The organism is Frigidibacter sp. ROC022, assembly GCF_024723735.1.
Lineage (GTDB): Bacteria > Pseudomonadota > Alphaproteobacteria > Rhodobacterales > Rhodobacteraceae > SLM-1.
On the sequence record NZ_JANQDU010000002.1, the window covers coordinates 264,339 to 287,307 of the forward strand.

At 66.8% G+C, this 22,969-nt stretch carries 28 protein-coding genes and 1 tRNA gene; 7 read left to right on the forward strand and 22 right to left on the reverse strand.

The features are described 5' to 3' along the window. Positions 1-56 precede the first annotated feature (56 nt). From NUW50_RS07950 to NUW50_RS07965, 4 genes are all read right to left on the reverse strand, one after another. Complete coding sequence (locus NUW50_RS07950) at positions 57-1,217, reverse strand: MFS transporter (protein WP_258288570.1); 1,161 nt, start codon at positions 1,215-1,217, stop codon at positions 57-59. 91 nt (positions 1,218-1,308) lie between these two features. Then, a tRNA-Pro gene (locus NUW50_RS07955) sits at positions 1,309-1,385 on the reverse strand. Between the two features lie 104 nt (positions 1,386-1,489). Continuing rightward, complete coding sequence (locus NUW50_RS07960) at positions 1,490-1,936, reverse strand: group III truncated hemoglobin (RefSeq protein ID WP_258288571.1); 447 nt, start codon at positions 1,934-1,936, stop codon at positions 1,490-1,492. Beyond that, positions 1,933-2,088, reverse strand: a complete 156-nt coding sequence (locus NUW50_RS07965; protein WP_258288572.1) for a hypothetical protein — start codon at positions 2,086-2,088, stop codon at positions 1,933-1,935. Before NUW50_RS07965 ends, NUW50_RS07960 begins: the two co-directional genes overlap by 4 nt. A gap of 80 nt (positions 2,089-2,168) precedes the next feature. On the opposite strand from NUW50_RS07965, the gene NUW50_RS07970 reads away from it, so the two are divergent. Beyond that, positions 2,169-2,597 (forward strand): RrF2 family transcriptional regulator, encoded by a 429-nt coding sequence (locus tag NUW50_RS07970; protein WP_258288573.1) that lies wholly within the window; start codon positions 2,169-2,171, stop codon positions 2,595-2,597. 6 nt (positions 2,598-2,603) lie between these two features. Here the strand turns inward: NUW50_RS07970 and NUW50_RS07975 are convergent, their stop codons facing one another. Then, complete coding sequence (locus NUW50_RS07975) at positions 2,604-2,897, reverse strand: I78 family peptidase inhibitor (RefSeq protein WP_258288574.1); 294 nt, start codon at positions 2,895-2,897, stop codon at positions 2,604-2,606. 132 nt (positions 2,898-3,029) lie between these two features. Between NUW50_RS07975 and NUW50_RS07980 the strand changes: the two genes are divergently transcribed. Both NUW50_RS07980 and NUW50_RS07985 read left to right on the forward strand, forming a co-directional pair. Further along, the gene (locus tag NUW50_RS07980) at positions 3,030-4,160 is read left to right on the forward strand and encodes an S-(hydroxymethyl)glutathione dehydrogenase/class III alcohol dehydrogenase (protein ID WP_258288575.1); all 1,131 of its coding nucleotides are present in this window, start codon (positions 3,030-3,032) and stop codon (positions 4,158-4,160) included. A 337-nt stretch (positions 4,161-4,497) separates the two neighbouring features. Continuing rightward, positions 4,498-5,493: a hypothetical protein gene (locus NUW50_RS07985; RefSeq protein ID WP_258288576.1), complete on the forward strand. Its 996-nt coding sequence runs from the start codon at positions 4,498-4,500 to the stop codon at positions 5,491-5,493. 6 nt (positions 5,494-5,499) lie between these two features. Here the strand turns inward: NUW50_RS07985 and pyrF are convergent, their stop codons facing one another. The 9 genes from pyrF to NUW50_RS08030 all read right to left on the reverse strand — a co-directional run bounded on the left by pyrF (position 5,500) and on the right by NUW50_RS08030 (position 11,106). Further along, a complete protein-coding gene (gene pyrF / locus NUW50_RS07990; RefSeq protein WP_258288577.1) occupies positions 5,500-6,249 on the reverse strand; it encodes an orotidine-5'-phosphate decarboxylase in 750 nt (249 codons plus the stop codon). Between the two features lie 62 nt (positions 6,250-6,311). Then, positions 6,312-7,211 (reverse strand): methionyl-tRNA formyltransferase, encoded by a 900-nt coding sequence (gene fmt, locus NUW50_RS07995; protein ID WP_258288578.1) that lies wholly within the window; start codon positions 7,209-7,211, stop codon positions 6,312-6,314. A gap of 67 nt (positions 7,212-7,278) precedes the next feature. Next, the gene (def, locus tag NUW50_RS08000) at positions 7,279-7,779 is read right to left on the reverse strand and encodes a peptide deformylase (protein ID WP_258288579.1); all 501 of its coding nucleotides are present in this window, start codon (positions 7,777-7,779) and stop codon (positions 7,279-7,281) included. Continuing rightward, the gene (gene def, locus NUW50_RS08005) at positions 7,776-8,285 is read right to left on the reverse strand and encodes a peptide deformylase (RefSeq protein ID WP_258288580.1); all 510 of its coding nucleotides are present in this window, start codon (positions 8,283-8,285) and stop codon (positions 7,776-7,778) included. The genes def (NUW50_RS08000) and def (NUW50_RS08005) overlap by 4 nt, the downstream gene beginning before the upstream one ends. Before the next feature lie 25 nt (positions 8,286-8,310). Further along, positions 8,311-8,832 carry a peptide deformylase gene (gene def / locus NUW50_RS08010; protein WP_258288581.1) on the reverse strand — a complete coding sequence of 174 codons (522 nt, stop codon included), beginning with the start codon at positions 8,830-8,832 and terminating at the stop codon, positions 8,311-8,313. Positions 8,833-8,908: 76 nt separating this feature from the next. Beyond that, positions 8,909-9,334, reverse strand: a complete 426-nt coding sequence (locus NUW50_RS08015; protein ID WP_258288582.1) for an NUDIX hydrolase — start codon at positions 9,332-9,334, stop codon at positions 8,909-8,911. Continuing rightward, complete coding sequence (locus NUW50_RS08020; protein WP_258288583.1) at positions 9,331-9,999, reverse strand: glutathione S-transferase family protein; 669 nt, start codon at positions 9,997-9,999, stop codon at positions 9,331-9,333. The genes NUW50_RS08015 and NUW50_RS08020 overlap by 4 nt, the downstream gene beginning before the upstream one ends. Further along, the gene (locus tag NUW50_RS08025) at positions 9,989-10,261 is read right to left on the reverse strand and encodes an NfeD family protein (protein WP_258288584.1); all 273 of its coding nucleotides are present in this window, start codon (positions 10,259-10,261) and stop codon (positions 9,989-9,991) included. Before NUW50_RS08025 ends, NUW50_RS08020 begins: the two co-directional genes overlap by 11 nt. After that, a complete protein-coding gene (locus tag NUW50_RS08030) occupies positions 10,261-11,106 on the reverse strand; it encodes an SPFH domain-containing protein (protein ID WP_443135105.1) in 846 nt (281 codons plus the stop codon). Before NUW50_RS08030 ends, NUW50_RS08025 begins: the two co-directional genes overlap by 1 nt. Before the next feature lie 182 nt (positions 11,107-11,288). Between NUW50_RS08030 and NUW50_RS08035 the strand changes: the two genes are divergently transcribed. Next, a complete protein-coding gene (locus NUW50_RS08035; RefSeq protein WP_258288586.1) occupies positions 11,289-12,128 on the forward strand; it encodes a ParB/RepB/Spo0J family partition protein in 840 nt (279 codons plus the stop codon). A gap of 1,031 nt (positions 12,129-13,159) precedes the next feature. On the opposite strand, the gene NUW50_RS08040 is transcribed toward NUW50_RS08035, so the two are convergent. Further along, positions 13,160-13,942, reverse strand: a complete 783-nt coding sequence (locus tag NUW50_RS08040; protein WP_258288587.1) for a TIGR04255 family protein — start codon at positions 13,940-13,942, stop codon at positions 13,160-13,162. A 367-nt stretch (positions 13,943-14,309) separates the two neighbouring features. Between NUW50_RS08040 and NUW50_RS08045 the strand changes: the two genes are divergently transcribed. Then, positions 14,310-15,569: a DNA polymerase IV gene (locus NUW50_RS08045; RefSeq protein WP_258288588.1), complete on the forward strand. Its 1,260-nt coding sequence runs from the start codon at positions 14,310-14,312 to the stop codon at positions 15,567-15,569. On the opposite strand, the gene NUW50_RS08050 is transcribed toward NUW50_RS08045, so the two are convergent. The 7 genes from NUW50_RS08050 to NUW50_RS08080 all read right to left on the reverse strand — a co-directional run bounded on the left by NUW50_RS08050 (position 15,547) and on the right by NUW50_RS08080 (position 21,256). Next, the gene (locus tag NUW50_RS08050; protein WP_258288589.1) at positions 15,547-16,572 is read right to left on the reverse strand and encodes an endonuclease/exonuclease/phosphatase family protein; all 1,026 of its coding nucleotides are present in this window, start codon (positions 16,570-16,572) and stop codon (positions 15,547-15,549) included. The genes NUW50_RS08045 and NUW50_RS08050 overlap by 23 nt on opposite strands. A 29-nt stretch (positions 16,573-16,601) precedes the next feature. Next, positions 16,602-17,414, reverse strand: a complete 813-nt coding sequence (locus NUW50_RS08055) for a hypothetical protein (protein WP_258288590.1) — start codon at positions 17,412-17,414, stop codon at positions 16,602-16,604. A 317-nt stretch (positions 17,415-17,731) separates the two neighbouring features. Then, the gene (leuD, locus tag NUW50_RS08060) at positions 17,732-18,337 is read right to left on the reverse strand and encodes a 3-isopropylmalate dehydratase small subunit (RefSeq protein ID WP_258288591.1); all 606 of its coding nucleotides are present in this window, start codon (positions 18,335-18,337) and stop codon (positions 17,732-17,734) included. 75 nt (positions 18,338-18,412) lie between these two features. Continuing rightward, on the reverse strand, positions 18,413-18,925 hold the full coding sequence (locus NUW50_RS08065; protein WP_258288592.1) for an HdeD family acid-resistance protein: 513 nt from the start codon (positions 18,923-18,925) through the stop codon (positions 18,413-18,415). Next, the gene (leuC, locus tag NUW50_RS08070; RefSeq protein ID WP_258288593.1) at positions 18,925-20,328 is read right to left on the reverse strand and encodes a 3-isopropylmalate dehydratase large subunit; all 1,404 of its coding nucleotides are present in this window, start codon (positions 20,326-20,328) and stop codon (positions 18,925-18,927) included. Before leuC ends, NUW50_RS08065 begins: the two co-directional genes overlap by 1 nt. A 179-nt stretch (positions 20,329-20,507) precedes the next feature. Then, positions 20,508-20,726: a helix-turn-helix domain-containing protein gene (locus tag NUW50_RS08075; protein WP_443135096.1), complete on the reverse strand. Its 219-nt coding sequence runs from the start codon at positions 20,724-20,726 to the stop codon at positions 20,508-20,510. Then, positions 20,726-21,256 carry a DUF2975 domain-containing protein gene (locus NUW50_RS08080; protein ID WP_258288594.1) on the reverse strand — a complete coding sequence of 177 codons (531 nt, stop codon included), beginning with the start codon at positions 21,254-21,256 and terminating at the stop codon, positions 20,726-20,728. Before NUW50_RS08080 ends, NUW50_RS08075 begins: the two co-directional genes overlap by 1 nt. Positions 21,257-21,622: 366 nt before the next feature. On the opposite strand from NUW50_RS08080, the gene NUW50_RS08085 reads away from it, so the two are divergent. Next, positions 21,623-22,402 (forward strand): transglutaminase-like domain-containing protein, encoded by a 780-nt coding sequence (locus NUW50_RS08085; RefSeq protein ID WP_258288595.1) that lies wholly within the window; start codon positions 21,623-21,625, stop codon positions 22,400-22,402. A gap of 198 nt (positions 22,403-22,600) precedes the next feature. Then, positions 22,601-22,969 (forward strand): ribosome silencing factor, encoded by a 369-nt coding sequence (gene rsfS, locus NUW50_RS08090; protein WP_443135097.1) that lies wholly within the window; start codon positions 22,601-22,603, stop codon positions 22,967-22,969.

Genomic DNA, 22,969 nt, shown 5'->3' on the forward strand with positions numbered 1-22,969 from the left:
GCCGTGCAAAGCGAATTGCCGGAATGGCGCACATCAACATTCGTTTTGGCCCGCGCTCAGGCCAGATTGTCGCGTCCGAAGGCATAGACAAGCGCCCCGGCCAGCAGCGGCAGGCCGAAGAACAGGAACAGGACCGGATAGCTGCCGCCCGAGGCCGCAAAGACCCAGCCGCTGGCATATTGGAACACCCCGGCCCCGGCGATCGAGAACAGGTTCATCAGCGTCACCGCCCGCCCGGCCAGATGCGGCGGCGCAAAGGCCCGGGTATGGGCGATGATCAGCGGGAACGAGGCGCCGGTCATCCCCGCCAGCGCGATCAGCGCCACCGCCACGCCCAGCGGCGCACCGCTCCAGGCCGCCAGCATGACCAGGATCAGCCCGCACAGGGCATTGCCGACCAGAATCACCCATTTCCGGGTGCCGAACAGCCGGTCCAGCGGGCCGTAGACCAGATTGCCCAGGATCATCGCCAGCCCCATCGCCAGGCTGACCCAGCCGATCCCCTCGGCCCCCATCCCGTAGCTGTCCCGCATGTAGGGCCCGACCCAGAGCCCGCGCAGCGCCGCGCCCACGACATAGTTGACCGTCAGCAGCGGGAACAGCGGCCACAGCACCCGCAGCCGCAGGATGTCGAAGACCGAGCCGCCCCGGCCGCCGCTCTCATGCGCCGGCGGATTCCGCACGAAGGTCAGGATCACCGCCGCCACCAGCAGGGTCAGCCCGGTCAGGCCCCACAGGGTCGTGCGCCAGCCGATCGCTTCGACCATCAGCGCCAGCGGCACCGTGCCGGCGACATTGCCCAGGCTCCCGGCCGCCACGACGGCACCGCCCAGCGTGGCGAACATCCGCGGCGGAAACTGCCGGGCGAAGATGTAGTAAGAGGCCATCAGCACCGGAGAACAGCCGACCCCGATCAGCGCCATCGCCCAGATCACCCCGGTCGGCCCCTGCGCCAGCGCGAACAGCGCCGCGCCGCCGCCACCGCCCAGGGCCAGCAGCCCCGCCGTCAGCACCCGCGGCCCGAACCGGTCCAGCGCCGCGCCGACCGGCAGTTGCATCACCGCGAAACACAGGAACCACATGCCCGAGGCGCGGCTGAGCTCGCCCGCCGTGGCCCCCAGCTCGGCACTCAGCACCGGGGTCAGCACCGCCAGGCAGGCGCGATAGAATTGCGACAGGACATAGCCCGCCACCAGTGCCGCGATTCCAGCTTTCATCTATGCCGTTCCCCCTGACCTGCAGGACCTCGGACCCGCAAGCTCCGCCATCGGGGCAGTGCCTGTCCACGGAAAGCGTCTCGGGGATGAATGGTCGGAGTGAGAGGATTCGAACCTCCGACCCCCTGCTCCCGAAGCAGGTGCGCTACCAGGCTGCGCTACACTCCGACGCTGGGCGGATTACAGAAACCCGCTCCCCTGTGCAAGGCGCTTGTTGCACTGCATTGCGTTTTGTCTTTCCGACAGGCGCGAAAGTTCTCCATGCCCCCCGGTCAATCGCCCGGCCCGGCCGGGATCCGGAACCCGGCCGTCGAGCGTCCGCCCAGGTCCGGCGGGCCGGTCCCGTTGTCTTCCGGCGGCAGGCCGAAGCTCAGCCCGCGCCCGATCCGATGCGCCAGCGCCGACCACGCCTGGGCCAGTTCCGGCGGCAGTTCCTGTTCCAGCACCTGGTCGAACAGCGACAGCCAGACCGGGAAATGCCGCGCCTTCACATCGCCCGCCGCCCGGTGCACCTGCATCGGATTGCCGTCATAGCTCCGCTGCAGCAACAGCGCATTGCGCCAGAACCGGCCGATCTTCTCTTCATGCGCCGGCCAGTCGCTGACATGGCCCGCAAAGATCGGCCCCAACGCCGGATGCGCCCGTATCCGGGCATAGAAGCGCGCCACGACCCGGTCGATCTGCGCCTCGCTGACGGGGATTCTCGGAGGCATGCTCATGCGACGACGATCCAGACCACGGCCAGACTCAGCACCAGGTAGACAAAGGTGTTGACCATCCAGCGGATCAGCCCGGCCTCGCCCTCCGGATCCACGCCGAGACGTTCGCAGACCTTGGTTCCCGGCCACAGGATTGCTTTGGCGACAGACATCGGCCCACCCCTTAATCGGCATTTCTGATGCGCATTATCTACCGCTTCTAATTGCGCATTGTAAATGCTAAATATCGACCATGCAGCTGGACAAGTTCACCGACTACGCCCTGCGGGTGCTGATGACCCTGGCGGTCCGCGCCCCGGACCGGGTGCCGACCTCGGAAATCGCCGCGCTCCACGGCCTGTCCGAGACCCATCTGTCGAAAGTCGCGACCCAGCTGGCCCGCGCAGGATTCGTCGCCTCGGAACGCGGCCGCCACGGCGGGCTGACCCTGGCCCGCCCCGCCGATCAGATCCCGGTCGGCGCCGTCGTCCGGGCGATGAAACGCCGCGAACCCGTGGTCGAATGCTTCGGCCCCGACAAGTCCTGCCGGATCCTGCCCGCCTGCGGGCTGCGCGACGCCCTGGCCGACGCGCAGGAAGCGTTCTTCGCCACGCTCGACCGCGTCACCCTGGCCGACGCAACCCGCGCACGCCGCGCCCTGGCCGCCCTGCTCGACGCCTGAGCCCGCTCAGCCGCACCAGACCCGCACCACCGTGCCATCCGTCGCCAGGTCGAAGTTCAGCCGGATCGGATTGTAATCCTGGGTCACCGGCGCGCCCTCCTCGAGCACCCGGTAGGGCTCGGGGATGAACACCGTTCCCAGAGCCGCCGAGGACTGGCCGACAAAGCCGCGAAACCCCGCCGAATTGCAGCTGTCGCTCGGCAGTTCCGGCAGTTCGAACCGGGCCGGCGGCTCGAATTTCTCGGCGACCCGCGCGCAACCCGCAACCCCGCATGCCAAAGCCGTTAGGATCACCAGCACTCGCATTCCGTCTTCCTCCGGCGCCGTTCTAACGCCCGACCGACCCGCCGGACAAGCCATTTGCCGCCGTTCCGGCTTGCCGTCTCCGGCGCAGCCGCTAACCATGGGACGAAGCCACCAAGGAGGTTCCCCATGCGCACCCGCGCCGCCGTCGCCACCGCCGCCGGAAAACCGCTCGAAGTGATGGAGGTCAATCTCGACGGCCCCAGGGCCGGCGAGGTCCTGGTCGAGATCAAGGCCACCGGCATCTGCCACACCGACGAATTCACCCTCTCGGGCGCCGACCCCGAAGGCCTGTTCCCGGCGATCCTCGGCCATGAGGGCGCCGGCGTGGTGCTCGAGATCGGCGCCGGAGTCACCTCGGTGAAACCCGGCGACCACGTGATCCCGCTCTACACGCCCGAATGCCGCGAATGCCCGTCCTGCCTGTCGCGCAAGACCAATCTCTGCACCGCGATCCGCGCCACCCAGGGCCAGGGCCTGATGCCCGACGGCACCTCGCGCTTCTCGACCCTCGATGGCGACCCGATCCTGCACTACATGGGCTGCTCGACCTTCGCCAACCACACCGTGCTGCCCGAAATCGCCGTGGCCAAGGTCCGCGACGACGCGCCCTTCGACAAGATCTGCTACATCGGCTGCGGCGTCACCACGGGGGTCGGCGCGGTCATCAACACCGCCCAGGTCGAGGTCGGGGCCACCGCGGTCGTCTTCGGCCTCGGCGGCATCGGGCTGAACGTGATCCAGGGCCTGCGGCTGGCCGGCGCCGACATGATCATCGGCGTCGATCTCAACAACGACAAGAAGATGTGGGGCGAACGCTTCGGCATGACCCATTTCGTCAACCCGACCGAGATCGGAGAGGACATCGTCCCCTATCTGGTCAATCTCACCAAGCGCCGCGGCGATACCATCGGCGGCGCCGATTATACCTTCGACTGCACCGGCAATGTCACCGTCATGCGCCAGGCGCTGGAATGCGCGCATCGCGGCTGGGGCCAGTCGATCGTGATCGGCGTCGCCCCCGCCGGGGCCGAAATCTCGACCCGCCCCTTCCAGCTGGTCACCGGCCGGGTCTGGAAAGGCACCGCCTTCGGCGGCGCCCGCGGCCGCACCGACGTGCCGAAGATCGTGGACTGGTACATGGACGGCAAGATCGAGATCGACCCGATGATCACCCACAGCCTGACGCTGGACGAGATCAACAAGGGGTTCGACCTGATGCATGCCGGGGAAAGCATCCGCTCGGTCGTGATCTACTGATCGGGCCGTTGGCGCGGCCCGGAGCGCGGGAGCCTCCGGCGGGAGTATTTTTGCCCCAAAGATGGTAAGGCTTTCTTAACCTCGGCGCGCCAGACTGATCCGGCGGGACAGGCAGGAGTGCCGATGACCGCACCCGAAGATGGCACCCTGTCCCCGGTCTCGGGGCAGGGTGTTCCCCTCTCCATCTTCGGGTTGCAAATACTCCCGCCGGAGGCGCCTGCCCTCTCGGCCCGCGCCGCGCCTGCCTGCCTTGCCCGGCGACCTGAAAAGGGCGCGTGCCCTGCGCTCCGGTCTCTGCTAGGCTGGCCGCCGATCCGCAGCCACCGAAAGCCCCCCGATGCCCCTGACCCTCCGCGGCGCCACGCCCGCCGATATCGACCCGATGGCCACGCTGCTGCACGAGGATGCCCGGGCGCGGCAGCGGCGCGACCCGGCGCTCTGGCGACTGGCCGACGATGCGCGGCAGCGGATCGTGCAGGCGCTGACCCGGGCCCTCGGACCCGGGGATCAGCCGGTCCGGCAAGCCTGGTGGATCGCCGAGGACGGGGCGCGGCTGGCCGGCCTCGCCCATGCGATGCATCTGCCGGTGCCGCCGATCTATGCCGGGCGCTTCGGAGAACCGGGGTTGCTGCTGGCCGATGGCGCCCTGGCGGCCGGGGCACCACCCGACACCGGGGCGCGGCTGCGCGCCGCCGCCGAGGCCGGTCTGCGCGAGGCCGGGGCCAGCCTCCTGCTGTCGGCCACGCTCCCGGGCGGCGCCGGGCAGGCCGCGCTTGCCCGGGCCGGATATGTGCCGCTGACCCTCTATCTGACGAAATCCGGTCTGGAGACCGCGGCACCGGCGGGCGTCCGGGCGGCGACCGAGGCCGATGTCCCGGCCATCACCACGCTCAGCGCCGCGAATCGCGCCACGCTGGCGGCGCTCGATCCGTTCTGGGTCCCGCATCCCGAGGCCGATGCCCGCTTCGCCGCCTGGATGACCCGCAGCCTGACCCTGACCGACCGCGACATGCGCGTCGCCGGGACCGGCCCCGCGATGACCGGCTATGTCATCGCCCAGCCTGCGACGCCGCTGCATTTCCCCGCCGCGCATGACTTTTCCGGGATCGGGGTGATCGACGACTACTATGCCACGGAATTCGCCGATCCGGCGGCCCTGTCCGGCAGCGGCGGTTCGGCCGCCGCCCTGCTGCAGGCCGCCGAGGCCGCCTGCGCCGGCAGGGGGCGGGACACCGCCCTTGTCGTCTGCCCGGCGGCCTGGCACTCGAAGATCGCGCTGCTGGAACAGGCCGGCTATGCCCCCGGGCTGATCTGGATGATCAAGCGCGGCTAGGGTGCCTCAGCGGTTCGGCCGCTGCGCCTGGGGCGAGGCCAGTTCCCGCGCGATCTGCAGCGCCATGCCGCGCGGATCGTCCGACAGCCGCACCGGGCGGCCGACAACGATATGATCGGCGCCGTCCGCCACCGCCTGCGCCGGGGTGGCGACCCGTTTCTGATCGCCCATGGCGCTGCCGAAGGGCCGCACCCCCGGCGTCACGATCAGCTTGCCGCGCGCCTCGGGCAGGGCCCGGATCGGCGCCGCTTCCCCGGGCGAGCAGATCACCCCGTCGGCCCCGGCCCGCAAGGCCCGCTGCGCCCGCTCGACCACGATCTCGGACAGGGTGCCGGGCCGGATCAGCATGGCGCCCAGGTCTTCCTGCTCCAGCGAGGTCAGGATCGTCACCGCGAGGATTTTCGTCACCCCGCCGCCAACCCCTTCGCGCGCCGCCGCGACCACTTTCGGATCGCCATGCACGGTCAGGAAATCCATCCCGAAGGGCGCCAAGCCGCGCACCGCGGCCTCGATCGTGGCGCCGATGTCGAACAGCTTGAGGTCCAGGAATATCCGCTTGCCCAGCTGGTCCTTCAGCTCGCAGGCCAGGCCCAGCCCGCCGCCGGCCAGCATCCCCAGCCCGATCTTGTAGAAGTCGCAGGCATCGCCGATCCGCTCGGCCAGCGCCATGCCCTCCAGCGCGTTCGGCACGTCCAGCGCCACGATCAGCCGCTCGTCGGCCTTCGCAAGAGTCCCTGTGTCAGGAGTGTCCGTCATCGCCCGCGCCTCCGGATTTTCGCCGGAATAGTCGCCGCCGCCGCCGCCGGCAACCCCGAACCTCAGTCGAGCCGCTCCGGCAGCTCCCAGCCGCGCAGCAGATCGGCCGCCGCCATCGGCCGCTTGCCCTGCCGCTGCGCCTCGGTCACCTCGACCGCGCCGCTGCCGCAGGCCACCCGGAATCCGCCCAGATGCGCCCCCGGTTCCCCCGCGCCCTGCGTCAGCCGGCTGCCCAGCAGCTTGACCCGCTCCCCCGCCACCTCGCACCAGGCGCCGGGAAAGGGCGACAGCCCGCGGATCAGCCGATCGACCTCGACCGCCGGGCGGGTCCAGTCCACCCGCGCCTCGGTCTTGTCGATCTTGGCGGCATAGGTCACGCCCGTCTCGTGCTGGCGCTGCGCCTGCAACCCGTCCAGCCCGGCAATCGCCTGCACGATCAGCCGCGCGCCCAGGGCGCTCAACCGGTCATGCAGCTGGCCCGAGGTCTCTTCGGCGCCGATCGGCAGCGCCTCGCGCAGCAGCACCGGGCCGGTGTCGAGCCCGGCCTCCATCCGCATGATGCAGACCCCGGTCTCGGCATCGCCGGCCATCACCGCCCGCTGGATCGGCGCCGCCCCGCGCCAGCGCGGCAACAGCGAGGCATGGATGTTCAGGCAGCCCAGCCGCGGCGCATCCAGCACCGGCTGCGGCAGGATCAGCCCATAGGCGACCACCACCGCCAGGTCCGGTTCCAGCGCCGCGAACCCGGCCTGCGCCTCGGGCGCGCGCAGGCTGCGCGGATGGTGCACCGGCAGACCCAGCGCCTCGGCCCGCGCCTGCACCGGCGAGGGCCGTTCCTTCTGGCCGCGCCCGGCCGGTCTCGGCGGCTGGCAATAGACCGCCGCGATCTCGTGGCCCGCCGCCACCAGCGCATCCAGCACCGGCACCGAGAAATCGGGCGTTCCCATGAAGACCAGCCTCATGCCCCTTCACCTTCCAAATATCCCCGCCGGAGGCTCCCCCGGCGGCCACAGGCGCCCGGCGCGTGGTTCATCCCTGCTTCCTCAGCTTCTCGGCCTTCTTCAGCAACATCGACCGCCGCACCGGCGACAGATGGTCAAAGAACATCCGCCCGTTCAGATGGTCGATCTGATGCTGCACCGAAGTCGCCCAGAGCCCGACGAAATCCTTTTCCTCGATCTCGCCCGCCTCGTTCAGGAACCGCACCGTCACCGCCCTCGGCCGCTGGATCCGGGCCCAGACTCCGGGCAGGTTCGGGCTGCCTTCCTCATGGTCGCGCATCTGGGTCGAGACATGCAGCAGTTCCGGATTGGCCATCCGGACCGCCTGTCCCCGCTCGCGCGAGGCATCGACGACCGCCAGCCGCAGCATCACCCCGATCTGCGGCCCGGCCAGTCCATAGCCCGGCATCGCCTCCATGGTCTCGACCATGTCCTCCCAGACGTCGCGCACCGTCTCGGTCAGCGCCTCGACCGGCGCTGCGGCGATCCGCAGCCGCTTGTCGGGCCAGGGCAGGAAGGGCCGGATCATGCCGCCGCCCGCAGCGCATCCAGAGGCCCGGCCAGCCCGGCCAGGACCTCGGGCGAGGCCCGGTCCAGGATCAGCACACCGTCCAGATGGTCGCATTCATGCTGGACGCAGGCCGCCGCGAACCCCTCGAAGACCTCTTCGCAGGCCCGCCCCTCCAGGTCCTGCCAGGCCAGCCTCACCTGCCCCGGGCGCCGCAGCGGCACCGGGCAATCGGGGATCGAGAGACAGCCCTCGACCAGGTCCACGGCCTCGCCGCCACGCTCCAGGATCACCGGGTTGACGAAGATCCGCGGGTCTGGCGCCGCCTCCTTCCAGGCCACGTCCATGACGAAGAGAAACCGCATGTCGCCGACCTGCGGCGCTGCCAGGCCGCGCCCCTCGGCGGCATACATGGTTTCCAGCATGTCCCCGGCCAGCCGCGCAATGCCGGGATCGAAGGCGTCAACCACCGTGCAGGGCTGGCTCAGCCGCGGATCGGGCCAGCACAGGATGGGCAGAACCGCCATCAGGCCGACCGCCTGGCAAAGGCCGTCATGCCCGGGCCCGCTCGCGTTTCAGCTTCTGCATCTTCCGGGTGATCAGCTGCCGCTTCAGCGGCGTCAGATAGTCGATGAACAGCTTGCCATCGAGATGGTCGATCTCGTGCTGCACGCAGGTCGCCCAGAGCCCGTCGAACCGCTCGGTCTGCTCGCGCCCGTCGATGTCCTGCCAGACCACCTCGACCTCGGCGGGCCGGGTCACCGGCGCATATTGCTCGGGGATCGACAGACAGCCCTCGTCATAGGTGTTCAACGCCTCCGACACCCAGGTGATGCGCGGGTTGAACAGGACCATGGGCCGCTGCGGCGCGGTCTCGTCCTTGACGCAGTCCATCACCAGCAGCCGCGACAGCACGCCCACCTGCGGCGCCGCCAGCCCGATGCCGGGCGCCTCGTACATGGTTTCCAGCATGTCTTCGGCCAGCCGCTTCAGCTCGGGCGTGATGATCGACACCGGCTCGCAGGGCTTCTTCAGCCTCGGATCGGGATGCAATATGATGGGGCGCAGGCTCATGGCCTCGATTTAGGCGATCCATCGCCGTCGTGCAACGGGCGGCGGCCGGGCTTTCGCCTACGGCACCAGGGCGATGCTAGGCGCCCCGCTCGGCCAGGTAGACCCGCAATCGCTCGACCAGCGGCGCGATAGCACGCGGATGCGCCAGATACTCGGCCACCGGCATCAGCGCCCAACGCTGGCCCTCGTCGCCCAGCCGCACCCGCCCCAGGTCCAGCCCGTCGTCTCGGGTCGCGAAGAACCAGACCCGGTCCTGCCCCGGACGGGTGCCGGGAAAGTCGCGCCCCCAATGCACCGCCTCGGGGGCGATCTCCAGGCTCAGCTCCTCGCGGGTCTCGCGCAGGGCGCATCGCAGCGGCGTCTCGCTGCCCTCGCGGCCGCCGCCGGGCAGGTCCCATCGGTCGGGATAGGGGATGTCGTCCCGGTCGTCGCGCAGCATCACCAGCAGGGCGTCCCCGACCAGAACAGCCAGCTTGGCGCCGCTGAACGGCGCGCCGCTCACGGGGCGGCGCCGGGAGCTCCGGCCGGGAAGTTCCGCGCAAAGACCGGCGCCAGCTCGGGCCGTGCCGCCGTTGCCTGGGCGATGGCCAGCAGGCCGGGTTCGTATTCCCCGAACCAGGACGGGCCGGGCCGCCAGTTGGCCATTACCGCGACATAGATGTCGAGAGCCGAGAACCTCTGCCCCAGCACCCAGGGGCCGCCCCGCGCCGCCGCGGCCTCGCCCAGCACCCGCCACAGGTGCTTTTCGCGCTCCGTTACCCGCTCGCGATAATCCCCCGCCTCGGCGTCCGAGACATAGCGCGTCGGCACCTCGGCAAAGGTGAAACAGGGATAGATATTGGCGACGATGAAGATCAGCCAGCGCAGGAAATCGGCCCTTTCGGGCGCCTTCGGCCCCGGCACCAGCGCCTCGCTCCCGGCCAGGTCGGCCAGATGCAGGGTCATCGCCGCGGTCTCGGTCATCCGGGTGCCGTCCGGCAGGTCCAGCACCGGCAACTGGCCCAGCGGATTGACCTCCCGGATCGCCGCCACCGAACTTGCCGGATCGGTGACATTACCGGTCTCGATCAGCTCGTAGCCCAGCCCGTAGAACGCCAGCTGCGCCTCGGGAATGGCCGAGCCCCAGCCGGGCAGCTGGTAGAGCCGAAAGACCGGGTCAGTTGTCATTGATGTCTTTCTTCCAGATCTTCGGCCGGGCCTGATGCCGGGTGAAGACCGCCTTGAGGATCACCCAGCCCAGCGCCGAGGCGACGGCCCAGACCAGCAGCACCACCGGCAGCGACTGGCCCACGACGCCGAGGAACAGCAGCAGCCCGGTCAGCACCGCGCCCAGGCCGAAGCCCAGCAGGATGAACCCCGGCAACAGCGTCTCGGCGGTGCCCATGGCAAAGCCGATCACGATCCAGAACCAGCCCGACTGCCAGAGCATCAGAGCCGCCCCTTCAGCATCTTGAAGGCGTCACCGAAGGCGTCCAGCGCCTGCGCCGGCACGATGATCGTCTGCTTGCCGCTGCCCTCGGCCACCTTGGCCAGCGCCTCGACCTGGCGCAGCGCGACCTGATACTGCGCCGCCTCCAGCCCGTTCTCCTTGATCGCGATGGCGATGGCGGCGGTCGAATAGGCCTCGGCATCGGCCAGCACCTTCTTGGCCTTGGCCTCCTGCTCGGCGGCATAGAGATCGCCGTCGGCCTTCAGCTCGACCGAGCGCTTGGTGCCCTCGGCCTCGGTCACCTGGGCCCGCCGCGCCCGTTCCGCGTTCAGCTGCTGCAGCATCGCCGCCCGCGTCGCCTCGTCCAGGTTCACGTCCAGAACCTCGGCCCGGGTCACCTCGATCCCCCAGTCGTCCACCACATTGGCGACCGCCTCCTTGACCTTGGCGATCAGCGCCGAGCGGTTCGACTGCACCGCGTCCAGCTCCAGCGTGCCGATCTCGGAGCGCACGATCCCCGCCACCGTGGTGGCGATCGCCGCATCCACGTCGCGGATCCGGTAGACGGTCTTTTCCGGCTCGATGATCCGGTAGAACACGCTGGTGTCCACCTTCACCAGCACGTTGTCGGCGGTGATCGCATCCTGGCTGGCGGTCGGCAGCTGCCGCTCCAGCACCGAGATCTTGTGGCGCACCACGTCAAGGAACGGCACCACCAGGTTGATCCCCGGATTGAGGACCGAGCGCAGCCGGCCGAACCGCTCGACCACATGCTTTTCCGACTGCGGCACGATCCGCACCCCCAGCCAGACGACGACGACAATGAAGATCGCCAGAACGATCATGGCCCAGCTTCCGCCGCTGATGCCGCCCAGAACTTCCTGCCAATCCATTTTGTGCTCCAAATCATTCATCCAATCACTATGGCCCTGCATCGGCCGGTTGAAAAGCCGCTGCGTGCGCCCCGCTTGCTCCGCCTTTACCCGGCCGCGCCCATCCTTGCCGCGCCCAGCAACAGGAGCGCCTCATGGACATCCGCCTGATCCCCCTCGACGCCATCGACGCCGACAGCCTGCCGCGCGATCGTTCCGTCACCGACGAATCCGGGCTCGAAGAGCTCTGCGCCTCGATCCGCGCCAACGGGCTGCGCAGCCCGATCGAACTGCACCTGCTGCACGACCGTTCCGGGCCCGGCTTCGGCCTGGTCTCGGGGCATCGTCGCCTGGCCGCCTTCCGCCGCCTGCACGCCGCCCGGCCCGAGGACGCCTCGTTCCAGACCATTCCCGCCGTCGTCCGCCATGCCTCGCGCGACCAGCTGTTGCGGATGATGGTCGAGGAGAACGACATCCGGGCCGCGATCTCGCCCTGGGATCAGGCCCGGATCGCCGTCACCTCGGTGCCCGACGACTTTCCCACCGTCGATGCCGCCGTCGCCGCGCTCTACCCCGCCGCCAGCCGCCAGCGCCGGGCCCGGATTCGCGCCGTGGCGGTGGTGGTGGAAGAGCTCTACGACGTGCTGCTGACGCCCGAGAGGCTGTCGATGCGGCAGCTCGAACGGCTGGCGGCGGCCTGCCGCGGCGGCTTCACCGACCTGATCGAGGGGGCGCTGCGGCAATCCCGGGCGAGCAGTTCGGCGGCGCAATGGGCGGTGCTCGAGAATGTCCTGCGCGAGGCCGAGGCCGAGGCCCGCGCCGCCGCGCCCTCCGATCCGCGCCCGGGCCGGCCGCGGCGTCAGGTCCGGCTGAAATCCGGCCTGGTGATGCGCCGCGAGATGACCCGCAACGGCTGGTGCCTGCATTTCACCGGCAAGCAGGCGACGGGGGAGTTGCTGGAGGAGGTGATGGACTGGGTGGAGGGGAAGGGGTGAGGTTAGGTCGCCTGGCACGAATGCTCATCACGGCGAACCCAAAGGGTTTCAGCCAAGGCAATCTTTAGTTCGTTCTTGTCGGGTTTAGAAAATGGTCTTTCTTCGGAAGGGTCATACGTAATATGTACGTGCTGAATGCCTTCAGAGGGGGAGTGTATGACCCTAAAGCCATGGCCATTTGGGTTTCGATACTTCTTTAGAGACCCTACATCGTATGCTAGGAAACCGCTGTATTTCCCCTTCGCCCTACGGCGCTCAGCACGACAGCTGAGTGAATGCACACACGGCGCACACGAACAAAACTTACTCCAAATCAGCGATTCATTTTGGCCGTTTCCGGATGAGAATTGATAGACCATCTTAGGCTTCAGATCGCCTATACTGTTTCCCATGTGCGGGAGCCAAATTTGACGAAATAGGCGATGTTGATCTTTGATTTCCAGTCTAACATTGCACTTGGCCAATAGCTTGCCCGAGACAGACAAGAGAAACTCTATTGGCCACTCAATGCTTTGGGATATTCTCAAGAATCTCACTAGGAAGTTCGCCGCCGGTTATTCTAAACGCCGTGAGGTGGCAAGAGGCTGGAGTCCCCGGCCTCAAGATCGGGTACAAGCAGTCTTCGTCAATTGTCAACATTAGAACAGGCGGACGCTCCCAAAGCAATAGGATTCCTCCTTCCCCATCCGAAGCAGCTTGAGGAATGCTAAGTCCCGCCGGTATCTTTTCAACGAATTCGACCGCAGTTTTGCGAGAGACCACCGATGGCGTCGCTTCCCCAAATGTGCGCCCTAAGTCTCCACTTGTCAGCGCACGAATAAGCTCTTGCTTCCTCAAATTTGAGTGACCATTGTCGCTCTGCAAAGCCGCTTGTTCCGGTCGCAGGCGAATACTAGCCTTATTTCTCGGTACAGAGCCTATTGTCTCAAAGAGCTCCGTTGTCACTTTTGTAACCCGCTCCACAACCGACGTCTTCTCCGTTGTGAACGGTAGTTCGAGATATTGGTCGGTCAGTGTCGCTCCGATACTTGTCATCTTTTTCCCCAAACTCTCCGCTGCACGGATTCATCAGTTATGTCCGCAAATCCATTAACTATCTGATCGTGAGCGCAATCGAACCACATTTGGAATCCATCGTCATCAAATGAGGCCGGCGCACCCTTCGCCGTCAGCAAAAGTCTAATTACACGCGCCTTGGGACTGACTGATAGCTTTGCGGATTTTGCGTCCACGCTGAGCTTTCCCATTTGCTTGGGCATCTCATAGACGCTAACCCAGCTGAAATCTTGAACTTCGGGCAAGAACCGCTCGCGCGACACGTCACGTCGGTGATCAACGAATGCATCGCCTGGACGCTGGACGCAACAATGAATCGAATCAAATTTAATTATATTGACGTATGTCAGCTCAAGCCCCTCCACCGCCACATCTTCTGCAATCTTCTCCTTCGACAGAAAATCTTGAAAGTGAGAGAAAGCCGCGACAAACTCTGGGAATATCTTGGAAAATTCTGGATATTCGTTAGGGTCACCATCCTGCCGACGCCAGTTAAATATAAACCTGTCCTGCTGAAGCTGAATTAGCCGCGTTCCAGCATCATTTGAAAACCAAACGCGAGACGGTATCGTAGTTTCCGCAAAGTCGCGATTTTCACCGACGATCGGGGGTTGATCCTCAATCTTGGTAAACTCGCCGGACAACGACTTCCAGTAACCACCAAAGTGCGGGATCATGAATTTCTCGAGGCGGCTGAACGACACCCCAAGCACAACCTCAATGACCGGCGGACTCTCAAAGTCGACTTGTTTCTTCATCTACCTAAGATAGTCGCTCTTCGCAGCTGCTTCATAGTCTCAGCACAACCTCACAGAAATTTGCTGATGGCTTCATACGTGATTCGCAGTTTTGTAGAACGTAGTCTAGCCCCAAATGGCATCGAGTCTCCCCTCCGATCATCTGGCATGCGATCAAAGACTCTTTCTGCAGAAGTGCGTCGCCGTGCGCGAAGTGTCGGAACGCGATCACTAGCTCGCGCATATAGATCCTTACCCCCCCATTAACCATAAACCCCGTCCCCACGGCTTTCCCAACAAAATCAACCCCTTGACCCCCCGTCCCCATGGGGACGCCCGGAAATGGCCTCTGGGAGGGCGGTCCCGACTCGGCTATCCTGCCCGGATCATGCCCAGCCTCTGCCGCGACTGCTTCCTTCAGATCGAGTCCCTGACCGGCCGCCGCTGTCCGGCCTGCGGCTCGCCCCGGCTGGTCTCGCATCCCGAACTCTTCACGCTCTCGATCGCCCACATGGATTGCGACGCCTTCTATGCCTCGGTCGAGAAGCGCGAGAACCCGGCCCTGCGCGACCGGCCGCTGATCGTCGGCGGCGGCACCCGCGGCGTCGTCTCGACCTGCTGCTACATCGCCCGGATCAAGGGCGTCCGCTCGGCCATGCCGATGTTCCAGGCGCTGAAACTCTGCCCCGAGGCGGTGGTGGTGAAGCCGCGGATGGAGCTCTATGTCGAAACCTCCCGCGCGATCCGCGCCCTGATGGACGAACTCACCCCCGCCATCGAACCGCTGTCGCTGGACGAGGCGTTTCTCGACCTGACCGGCACCGAACGCCTGCACCGCGCCCCGCCCGCCGTGCAGCTGGCGCGGCTGACGAAACGGATGGAAACCGAACTGGGAGTCACCGGCAGCATCGGGTTGAGCCACAACAAGTTCCTCGCCAAGCTCGCCTCCGACCTCGACAAGCCGCGCGGTTTCGCGGTGATCGGCAAGGCGGAAACCGAAACGTTCCTGCGTCCGAAGTCGGTGCGTCTGATCTGGGGCGTCGGTCCCGCCGCGCAACAGGCGCTGGAGAAATCCGGCATCCGCACCTTCGCCGACCTCGCCCGCTGGGACCGCAAGGATCTCGCCGCAAGGTTCGGTGCAACCGGCGAACGGCTCTGGCACCTGGCACGCGGGCAGGATGCAAGACGGGTTTCGTCGCATGAACCGCTGAAGTCGATCTCCAACGAAACCACCTTCAACGAAGACACCGCCGACCCCGACCTTCTGGACGGCCACCTCTGGCGCCTGGCCGAAAAGGTCGCCGACCGCGCCAAGGCCCGCGACCTGGCAGGACGTGTGGTGACGCTGAAGCTGAAACGTGCAGACTTCACCCTGATCTCGCGCCGCCATGCGCTGCGCGACCCGACCCAGATCGCCGACCGGATCTACCGCGAGGCCCGGGCGCTGTTCGATGCGGTCGGACCGCGCGGCCCCTATCGCCTGATCGGAGTCGGGCTGGCCGAGATCACCGACGACGCCCAGGCCGACAGCTCCGGCGACCTTCTCGACCCCGAAGCGCGCAAGCGGGCCGAGGCAGAGCGCGCCGCCGATGCGATCCGGGCGCGGTTCGGCAAGCAGGCGATCGTCAAGGGCCGCTCGCTGCGCTGAGGCCGGCGCGGGGCAGTGCGACATCGACCCAGACCAGCCGGTGCAGCGGACCGCCCCCGCCCGTCGCCGCGCCGAGCCCCGAGCCGAGAACCCGCAATGTCGCCGAAGGCAGCACGTAATCGACCCGCAGCGGCCCCGGCGGCACCGGCCAGTCGGTGGTGGTCAAGGCACCCTCGGCATCCCGCGGATGCGGATCGGTCAGGCGCGGATCGGCCAGGAAGCGGGCGATGGCGTCATGGTCGCCGTCGCCGGCCCCGGGGTCCAGGTTTGCGTCGCCCAGCACCACGAAGAGCGGCGCCGGCGGGCCGCCGAACCCGCCATCCAGATAGGCGGTCCAGAGCCGCAGCTCATCCGCCGCCCGCCGCCCGTTGCGATCCTCCGGCCCGTCGAAGACCGGGGGCGAGGCATAGAAGGCCAGCAGGTCGAGCCGCCCGCCGCCGGGCAACAGCACCGGCACCACCCAATGCCCGGTGGTCGAGAGCCGCTGCACCGCCAGCGCCTCGTCGCTCGGAAAGGGCGTTCCGTCCGGCCGGCGCGGCAGGTCGGCGCCGGACAGGTCGCGCCAGAGCACAGTGGAAAGGTCCTGCACCGCGGCATTGTCCAGCGGCAGGCGCGACAGCAGCGCCATGCCGCCCTGCCCGGCGAATGCACCATAGCCCTGGGCATCGCCCGGCCCGCCGCGCCGCCCGTCGCCGTCGAGGTCCAGCCCCGTCGCCCAGCCGGTGTTGGGCCGAAGCGCGAATCGGTGCGGATAGGCGCCGGGCCCGATCAGCCGGGCAAAGGCGGCCAGCGCCACGCCGCCGGCATCGTAATCGAAGCCCGTCAGCAGCAGGATGTCGGGATCGGCCTTGCGGATCGCATCGGCCGCAGCTTCGGCATCGGCGGCCTTCCCCGCAAGGATGTCGCGCAGCAACAGGCCCGGCCCGTCCCGGTCCAGACCGACGTTGTAGGTGGCGATGCGCAGGGTCTCGGCGGCGGCGGCGGGGGCAAGGAGAGCCAGCAACAGCGCCAGCAGCAGCGCCGCCGGGCGGCTCAGGCCGGGATCATCTCTTTCGCCTGCGCCTCGGCGTTGCGCTTGCGCTTGTCGGCGATCATCCCGGCGATCCGTCCCATGGCGATGCCGCGCATGAAGAGAGAGGCGGGAAGGAAGGCCCATGCCGCCACTGTCCAGATGAAAGTATGCGGCGAGTCAAGAGAGATGGAGCCGAACAGCTTCGAGGCCGCCTTGACGACGGCCGGGGTCAGGAAGGGCAGGAGGAAGCCCAGTCCGACGTTGACCCTTGCATCACGTTCAAGCCGGGCCACCACATCCCCGACCGCCGTCGGGTCGAAGGTCGGCAGGTTGATCCAGACATTGAACGCGCCGTGCCGCGTCGGCCAGTTTCGCAGCCGGAGCACGATCAGGAAGATCGCCAGGGTCAGGAGCGAGGTCAGATAGCTGATGCCCGCCCCGGTGCGGACCAGCTCGACCTGGGCCTCGCTGGTGTCGGGCGGCAGCATCAGGACGACCAGCCGGACCGGGCTGTAGGGAAAATCGATGGCATTGGCGATCAGGCTGCCGACGGCGGTAACGATCTGGTTGAACGTCGTCGGTTCGAAGGTGCCGCGGGTGATCGTGGTCAGCAGGAAGACGGTAACGAAGAGCGAGATGAAACGAATCCGGTTGAACGGCGGAGCCTCGCGGAATTCGACAAGCCCGGGGTAGGTCGAGGAGTATTCGAAGATCGTCAGGGCGGCGCCGAAAATGGCCACCAGCATGACCATCTGGACCGCGTCATTGCTCGCGGACGGCAGCATCAGCGCCGGCATGGTGATCAGCACGACCACCAGCATAGCTCTCAGCATCGCTCCCGATAGACGCGAAATCACTGCCCGAAACCCTCATCACAGGCGACCACGATACATTGCCGCAGCCTTGCCCCAGATTGCTTCCGCCAATTGTGGCGGTATGCCTTATCTTTGCCCAATTTCTGCCTACTTTCACTTCGCCCGGCAAGCTGCTGTTAAGCCTAACGAAATGAATGGGGCCGTTTCATGGTAGAAGTGGTGCGCCTTTGCATCAATTTGGGCACCATAATGCGACAAGGCCGCGACAAGTCGCGGCCAGGTCCATTTTTGCCCGTCATTCCCTAATGACGAGTTACGGATTGTAATGTTGCGGGTCAGACCCAGGGGCGTTCGACGGCGGCAGCCTTTTCGTAGGCGTCGATCGCCGAGGCCTTCTCCATCGTCAGCCCGATGTCGTCGAGCCCCTCCAGAAGGCAGCGTTTCTTGAAGGCATCGACCTCGAAGTGGAACACCTCGCCATCGGCCGAGGTCACGGTCTGGGACTCGAGATCCACGGTGATCCGGGCGTTTTCGCCCTTTTCGGCATCCTTCATCAGCACCGCGACTTCCTCGGGCTTCAGCACGATCGGCAGGATGCCGTTCTTGAAGCAGTTGGAATAGAAGATATCGGCGAAGCTGGTCGAGATGATCGAGCGGATGCCGAAATCGAGCAGCGCCCAGGGCGCGTGTTCACGGCTGGAGCCGCAGCCGAAATTGTCGCCCGCGATGAGTATTTCCGATTTCCGGTAGGCCGGCTTGTTCAGCACGAAATCGGGATTCTCCTTGCCGTCCTGGGTATAGCGCATCTCGTCGAAGAGGTTCACGCCAAGGCCCGAGCGCTTGATCGTCTTCAGGAACTGTTTCGGGATGATCATGTCGGTGTCGATATTGACCAGCGGCATGGGCGCCGCGACACCGGTGATGGTGGTGAACTTGTCCATATGAAGTCCTTTCCGTCGAAAGGTTGCGTTTGTCGCCCGGCCACATCGGGTGGCCGGGCCTGTCTCAGCGGCGGGTCACAGCCGGCGGGCCAGCAGGCCCAGCACGATCAGCGCCAGGCCCTCGGCCAGAAGCTCGATCCCCAGCAAGAGGCCCAGCAGCACCGTGGCGGCATCGGCGAGGTTGCCAAAGATCATCGCGCCGATCACCACCGAAAGGGCACCGGAGAGCAGCAGCACCCAGAACAACGGCGTCTCGCGGTTGCGGTAGGCGATCAGCAGCCGGGCTACGCCGGTGGCGATGAACAGCACGCCCAGCAGCACGGTCAGCGAGACCATGCCGCCCAGCGGATCGGCCAGAAGCGAGACCCCGGCGACCAGCGCCAGCAGGCCGATGAAGCCATGCCAGAGCCGCTGCGGATCGTCCGGGGTCGAGAAGGCCAGCCAGAGCTGCACCGCGCCGCCGAACAGGAAGGCGACGCCGACGATGGTCGTCACCGCCAGCGAGGCCGCCAGCGGGTTGGTCAGGGCAAGGATGCCGAGCAGCAGCAACACGATGCCCAGGCCAAGCAGCAGGCTGGCCGGGCGCATCACGAAAGCTCCCGCACGTCGGTCAGATGCCCGGTCACCGCCGCAGCCGCCGCCATCGCCGGGCTCATCAGATGGGTGCGTCCGCCGCGACCCTGACGACCTTCGAAGTTGCGGTTCGAGGTGGCCGCACAGCGTTCACCCGGGCTCAGCTGATCGGGGTTCATCGCCAGGCACATCGAGCAGCCGGCCAGGCGCCATTCGAAGCCGGCCTCCTTGAAGATGTCGGCCAGGCCCTCCTCTTCGGCCTGCAACCGGACCAGGCCCGAGCCGGGGACCACCATGGCGCGCATCCCCTCCTTGATCTTCCTGCCCTTCACGATCTCGGCCGCGGCCCGCAGATCCTCGATCCGGCCATTTGTGCAGGAGCCGATGAAGACGGTATCGATCTGGATGTCCTGCAGCTTCTGGCCCGGCTTCAGGCCCATGTAGTCGAGCGCCCGCTGCGCCGCCTCGACCTTGCCGCCGGTGAAGCTCGACGGATCGGGGACGGTGGCGTCGATCGGCAGGACGTCCTCGGGCGAGGTGCCCCAAGTGACGACCGGGGCGATATCCTCGCCCCTCAGGGTGACGACCTTGTCCCAATGCGCATCGGGGTCGGATTTCAGCGTTTTCCACCAGGCCAGCGCGGCCTCCCACTGGGCGCCCTTCGGGGCATGCGGGCGGCCCTGGACATAGTCGAAGGTCTTCTGGTCGGGGGCGATCAGGCCGGCGCGGGCGCCGCCCTCGATGGCCATGTTGCAGACCGTCATCCGGCCTTCCATCGACAGGTCCTCGATCGCCGAGCCCATGTATTCGATGACATAGCCGGTGCCGCCGGCGGTGCCGGTCTTGCCGATCACCGAGAGGGTGATGTCCTTGGCGGTCACGCCGGGGCGCAGATGGCCGGTGATCTCGACCTTCATGTTCTTGGATTTCTTCTGGATCAGCGTCTGGGTGGCCAGCACATGCTCGACCTCCGAGGTGCCGATGCCATGCGCCAGCGCCCCGAAGGCGCCGTGGGTCGCGGTGTGGCTGTCGCCGCAGACCACGGTCATCCCCGGCAGGGTCCAGCCCTGTTCCGGCCCGACGATATGGACGATGCCCTGGCGGATGTCCGACACCGGATAGTAATGGATGCCGGTCTCCTTGGCATTCTGGTCGAGCGCCTCGACCTGAATCCGGCTTTCCTCGTTGTCGATGCCCTTCTCGCGGTCCCAGGTGGTGGGAACGTTGTGATCGGGCACCGCGATCGTCTTGTCGGGCGCGCGGACCTTGCGACCGGTCAGGCGCAGGCCTTCGAAGGCCTGCGGGCTGGTCACTTCATGGACCAGGTGGCGGTCGATGTAGAGCAGGCAGGTCCCGTCATCGGCCTGATGGGCGACATGGGCATCCCAGATCTTGTCGTAGAGTGTCTTCGGCGACATCTGTCGTCTCCGTGGATTGTCTTCGGAAATTGGGCGTACGGAAGGGTCCGGGCCTCAGACCCGCGCCAGAACGCAGCTGATGGCGCTCCAGAAGCGCCACGGCAGGCGGGCGCGATCGCCGATATCAAAGACCGGTATCATGCCTGTCAGATACTCCTCACCGGGCGGTCTCGCAAGGGTTACGGTTTGGCGACGGCCTCGAGCAGGTCGCCGGGCTGGCAGTCCAGCGCGGCGCAGATGCGCGCCAGGGTTTCGAACCGGATGCCCTTCACCTTGCCGGACTTCAGCAGCGACAGGTTCTGTTCGGTGATCCCGACCTGCCGCGCCAGATCGCGCGAGGTCATCTTTCGCCGGGCCAGCATCACGTCGAGACGCACGACGATCTGCATGGTCTGCATCAGACGAACCCCTCGTTCTCGCGGGCGATACGGGCGGCTTCGCGCTGCGTCCAGCCGATGGTGATCAACAGGCCCGCGGCCAGTATCTGCCCCAGGTCGGCGCCTTCGAAGCTGATCGACAGAACCCGCTGCCCGGGCGGGTTGGCCAGGCTGACCAGCGCGATCTGCGCCGGCCGCGCCACCAGTTCCAGCGCCACCGCCGCCAGCAGCCCGACCCCGATCCGCTGGATGTTCCGCGCGCAGGCCGGGCTCAGCGCCTCGCCCCCGGCATAGAGGCCGAACAAATCCGCCATCCGGCCCAGGACATAGAGCATGGCAAAGCCCGGGACCGCGCCGACAAGCGCCACCGCGGCACGGTGCGGGCCGCTCAGCGAGGTCTCGGGCACCAGCCGCGCAGCCCGGCGCAGGCCATCGGGCAGCACCGCGAACAGGATGCCGTAGACCAGCGCAAGCACCAGGATGACCATGGCCACGATGGTCAGAACGCGCAGCACGGCGGCCCATCGGCGCAGATGTCTCAACTCTTCCATCATTCCCCTCCGGCATGAAACCTTTATCGTAATACGATAAATGATTCGCGCAGGAAGGTGAAGCCGCCTGTGACCCGCCCGCCGCATCCCCCGCGAACCGGGCCCGCCGGAAGACAGCCCGGCGGAGTCGGTGGCCGTGCGGCCGGGCGGGTTTCGCCTGCCGGTCGGGGCCGGCCAAAATCGGGGGCAGCATCATTTCGGCTTCTGGGATAGGATCAAGCAACATGGTCTCCGGGTTCCCCGCCCGCAGCGGGGGTCGGAAGGTCCGGCACCGGTCATCCGGCCCCGCGAGACCGCCAGATCGACCGGACCGGCGGACCCCGGACCCTCTGCCGGGGAGCGCGCCCGGACCAGCCGGAGTTGCCGATGATCCTGAGCATCGAAACCTATCTCGACTACCAGCTCGCCGGGCTGACCTCGGCGATCCTGCAGGTCGAGGCCGCGGCGATGCCCGACCAGGCCATTCTGTCGAGCGAGTTGGTCCTGTCGCCGCATGCGCATTTCTCGCGGGTCGATTCGGACGGGTCGCTGGGCCAGCGGGTGCTGCTGGAACTGAGCAACCGGCTGGAGACGACTTATCGCGCCCGGGTCGAGATCAAGCGCCCCCCTGTCGATCTGGCCGGCCTGCCCGCGACCCCGATCCACCTGCTGCCCGGCCCGGTGCTGCGCTATCTGATGGGCTCGCGCTTCTGCCCCTCGGACCGCTTCCAGAACTATGTCGCGGCGGAATTCGGCGACAGCGCCGGCGGGGCGCGGATTCAGGCGATGCGCGACTGGATCCGGACGCATCTGACCTATGTGCCGGGTGAAAGCGACAGCACCACCACGGCGCTGGAGACCTTCGTGCAGCGCCGCGGCGTCTGTCGCGACTTTGCCCATGTGATGATCACCCTGGCCCGGGCCAGCGGCATCCCGGCTCGGATCGCCAGCGCCTATGCCCTGCTGGAGCCGCCGCAGGATTTCCACGCCGTGGCCGAGGTGTTCCTCGACGGCGGCTGGCATATGGTCGATGCAACCGGCATGGCCCGGCCCGAGGAAATGGCCCGGATCGGGGTCGGGCGCGACGCGGCGGATGTCTCGTTCCTGACCGTCTATGGCCAGGCGACGCTGATCCGGCAGTCGGTCGAGGTGCGTCGCGACGGCTGACGCCTGCGCGACAAGTCGCGCTAATCGGTGGCTCCCCGTTGAGATTTGCCCGGCCAGATGTTACTTTATGGTCACGGCCGTCGTGCCAACGTCGCGCATCCGGGCCCTTCGGGACCGGAGCGGCGAAACACCAAGGAGGACAATGTCCTGTCACAGACCACTGTTGCGGTCCAGTCCAAGACCGCCCCGGGGATGGCAATGACTGCCGATCCGACCCAAGTTCCCAGCGACAAGCTTCTGGAACGCATTCTGGACTCGCTCGACGATGACAAAGCCGAAGACGTGGTCTCGATTCCCCTGAAGGGGAAATCCGAGATGGCGGATTTCATGGTGATCTGCTCGGGTCGCTCGTCGCGCCAGGTCGTGTCGATCGCCGAGAATCTCTCGGAACGGCTGAAGCACGAATTCGGCGTGGTATCGAAGATCGAGGGCAAGGATCAGGGCGACTGGGTGCTGATCGACGCCGGCGACATCATCATCCATGTCTTCCGTCCCGAAGTGCGCGAGTTCTACCAGCTCGAGAAGATGTGGCTGTCACCGGTTCCGGGCGCGGCGGCAACCGTCTGA

Coding starts and splice junctions, on each gene's coding strand:
- leuC (WP_258288593.1), bottom strand. CDS start 20,328: ATGTCGCCGAAGACACTCTACGACAAGATCTGGGATGCCCATGTCGCC.
- NUW50_RS07980 (WP_258288575.1), top strand. CDS start 3,030: ATGCGCACCCGCGCCGCCGTCGCCACCGCCGCCGGAAAACCGCTCGAA.
- def (WP_258288580.1), bottom strand. CDS start 8,285: ATGGCGGTTCTGCCCATCCTGTGCTGGCCCGATCCGCGGCTGAGCCAG.
- NUW50_RS08025 (WP_258288584.1), bottom strand. CDS start 10,261: ATGCTCTGGCAGTCGGGCTGGTTCTGGATCGTGATCGGCTTTGCCATG.
- rsfS (WP_443135097.1), top strand. CDS start 22,601: ATGACTGCCGATCCGACCCAAGTTCCCAGCGACAAGCTTCTGGAACGC.
- pyrF (WP_258288577.1), bottom strand. CDS start 6,249: ATGACGGACACTCCTGACACAGGGACTCTTGCGAAGGCCGACGAGCGG.
- NUW50_RS08075 (WP_443135096.1), bottom strand. CDS start 20,726: ATGCAGACCATGCAGATCGTCGTGCGTCTCGACGTGATGCTGGCCCGG.
- NUW50_RS07985 (WP_258288576.1), top strand. CDS start 4,498: ATGCCCCTGACCCTCCGCGGCGCCACGCCCGCCGATATCGACCCGATG.
- NUW50_RS08035 (WP_258288586.1), top strand. CDS start 11,289: ATGGACATCCGCCTGATCCCCCTCGACGCCATCGACGCCGACAGCCTG.
- NUW50_RS08065 (WP_258288592.1), bottom strand. CDS start 18,925: ATGCGCCCGGCCAGCCTGCTGCTTGGCCTGGGCATCGTGTTGCTGCTG.
- NUW50_RS08085 (WP_258288595.1), top strand. CDS start 21,623: ATGATCCTGAGCATCGAAACCTATCTCGACTACCAGCTCGCCGGGCTG.
- NUW50_RS08080 (WP_258288594.1), bottom strand. CDS start 21,256: ATGGAAGAGTTGAGACATCTGCGCCGATGGGCCGCCGTGCTGCGCGTT.
- NUW50_RS07960 (WP_258288571.1), bottom strand. CDS start 1,936: ATGAGCATGCCTCCGAGAATCCCCGTCAGCGAGGCGCAGATCGACCGG.
- NUW50_RS08055 (WP_258288590.1), bottom strand. CDS start 17,414: ATGCTGAGAGCTATGCTGGTGGTCGTGCTGATCACCATGCCGGCGCTG.
- NUW50_RS07970 (WP_258288573.1), top strand. CDS start 2,169: ATGCAGCTGGACAAGTTCACCGACTACGCCCTGCGGGTGCTGATGACC.
- def (WP_258288579.1), bottom strand. CDS start 7,779: ATGATCCGGCCCTTCCTGCCCTGGCCCGACAAGCGGCTGCGGATCGCC.
- NUW50_RS08040 (WP_258288587.1), bottom strand. CDS start 13,942: ATGAAGAAACAAGTCGACTTTGAGAGTCCGCCGGTCATTGAGGTTGTG.
- NUW50_RS08020 (WP_258288583.1), bottom strand. CDS start 9,999: ATGACAACTGACCCGGTCTTTCGGCTCTACCAGCTGCCCGGCTGGGGC.
- NUW50_RS08045 (WP_258288588.1), top strand. CDS start 14,310: ATGCCCAGCCTCTGCCGCGACTGCTTCCTTCAGATCGAGTCCCTGACC.
- def (WP_258288581.1), bottom strand. CDS start 8,832: ATGAGCCTGCGCCCCATCATATTGCATCCCGATCCGAGGCTGAAGAAG.
- NUW50_RS07965 (WP_258288572.1), bottom strand. CDS start 2,088: ATGTCTGTCGCCAAAGCAATCCTGTGGCCGGGAACCAAGGTCTGCGAA.
- NUW50_RS07950 (WP_258288570.1), bottom strand. CDS start 1,217: ATGAAAGCTGGAATCGCGGCACTGGTGGCGGGCTATGTCCTGTCGCAA.
- NUW50_RS08030 (WP_443135105.1), bottom strand. CDS start 11,106: ATGATCGTTCTGGCGATCTTCATTGTCGTCGTCGTCTGGCTGGGGGTG.
- leuD (WP_258288591.1), bottom strand. CDS start 18,337: ATGGACAAGTTCACCACCATCACCGGTGTCGCGGCGCCCATGCCGCTG.
- fmt (WP_258288578.1), bottom strand. CDS start 7,211: ATGAGGCTGGTCTTCATGGGAACGCCCGATTTCTCGGTGCCGGTGCTG.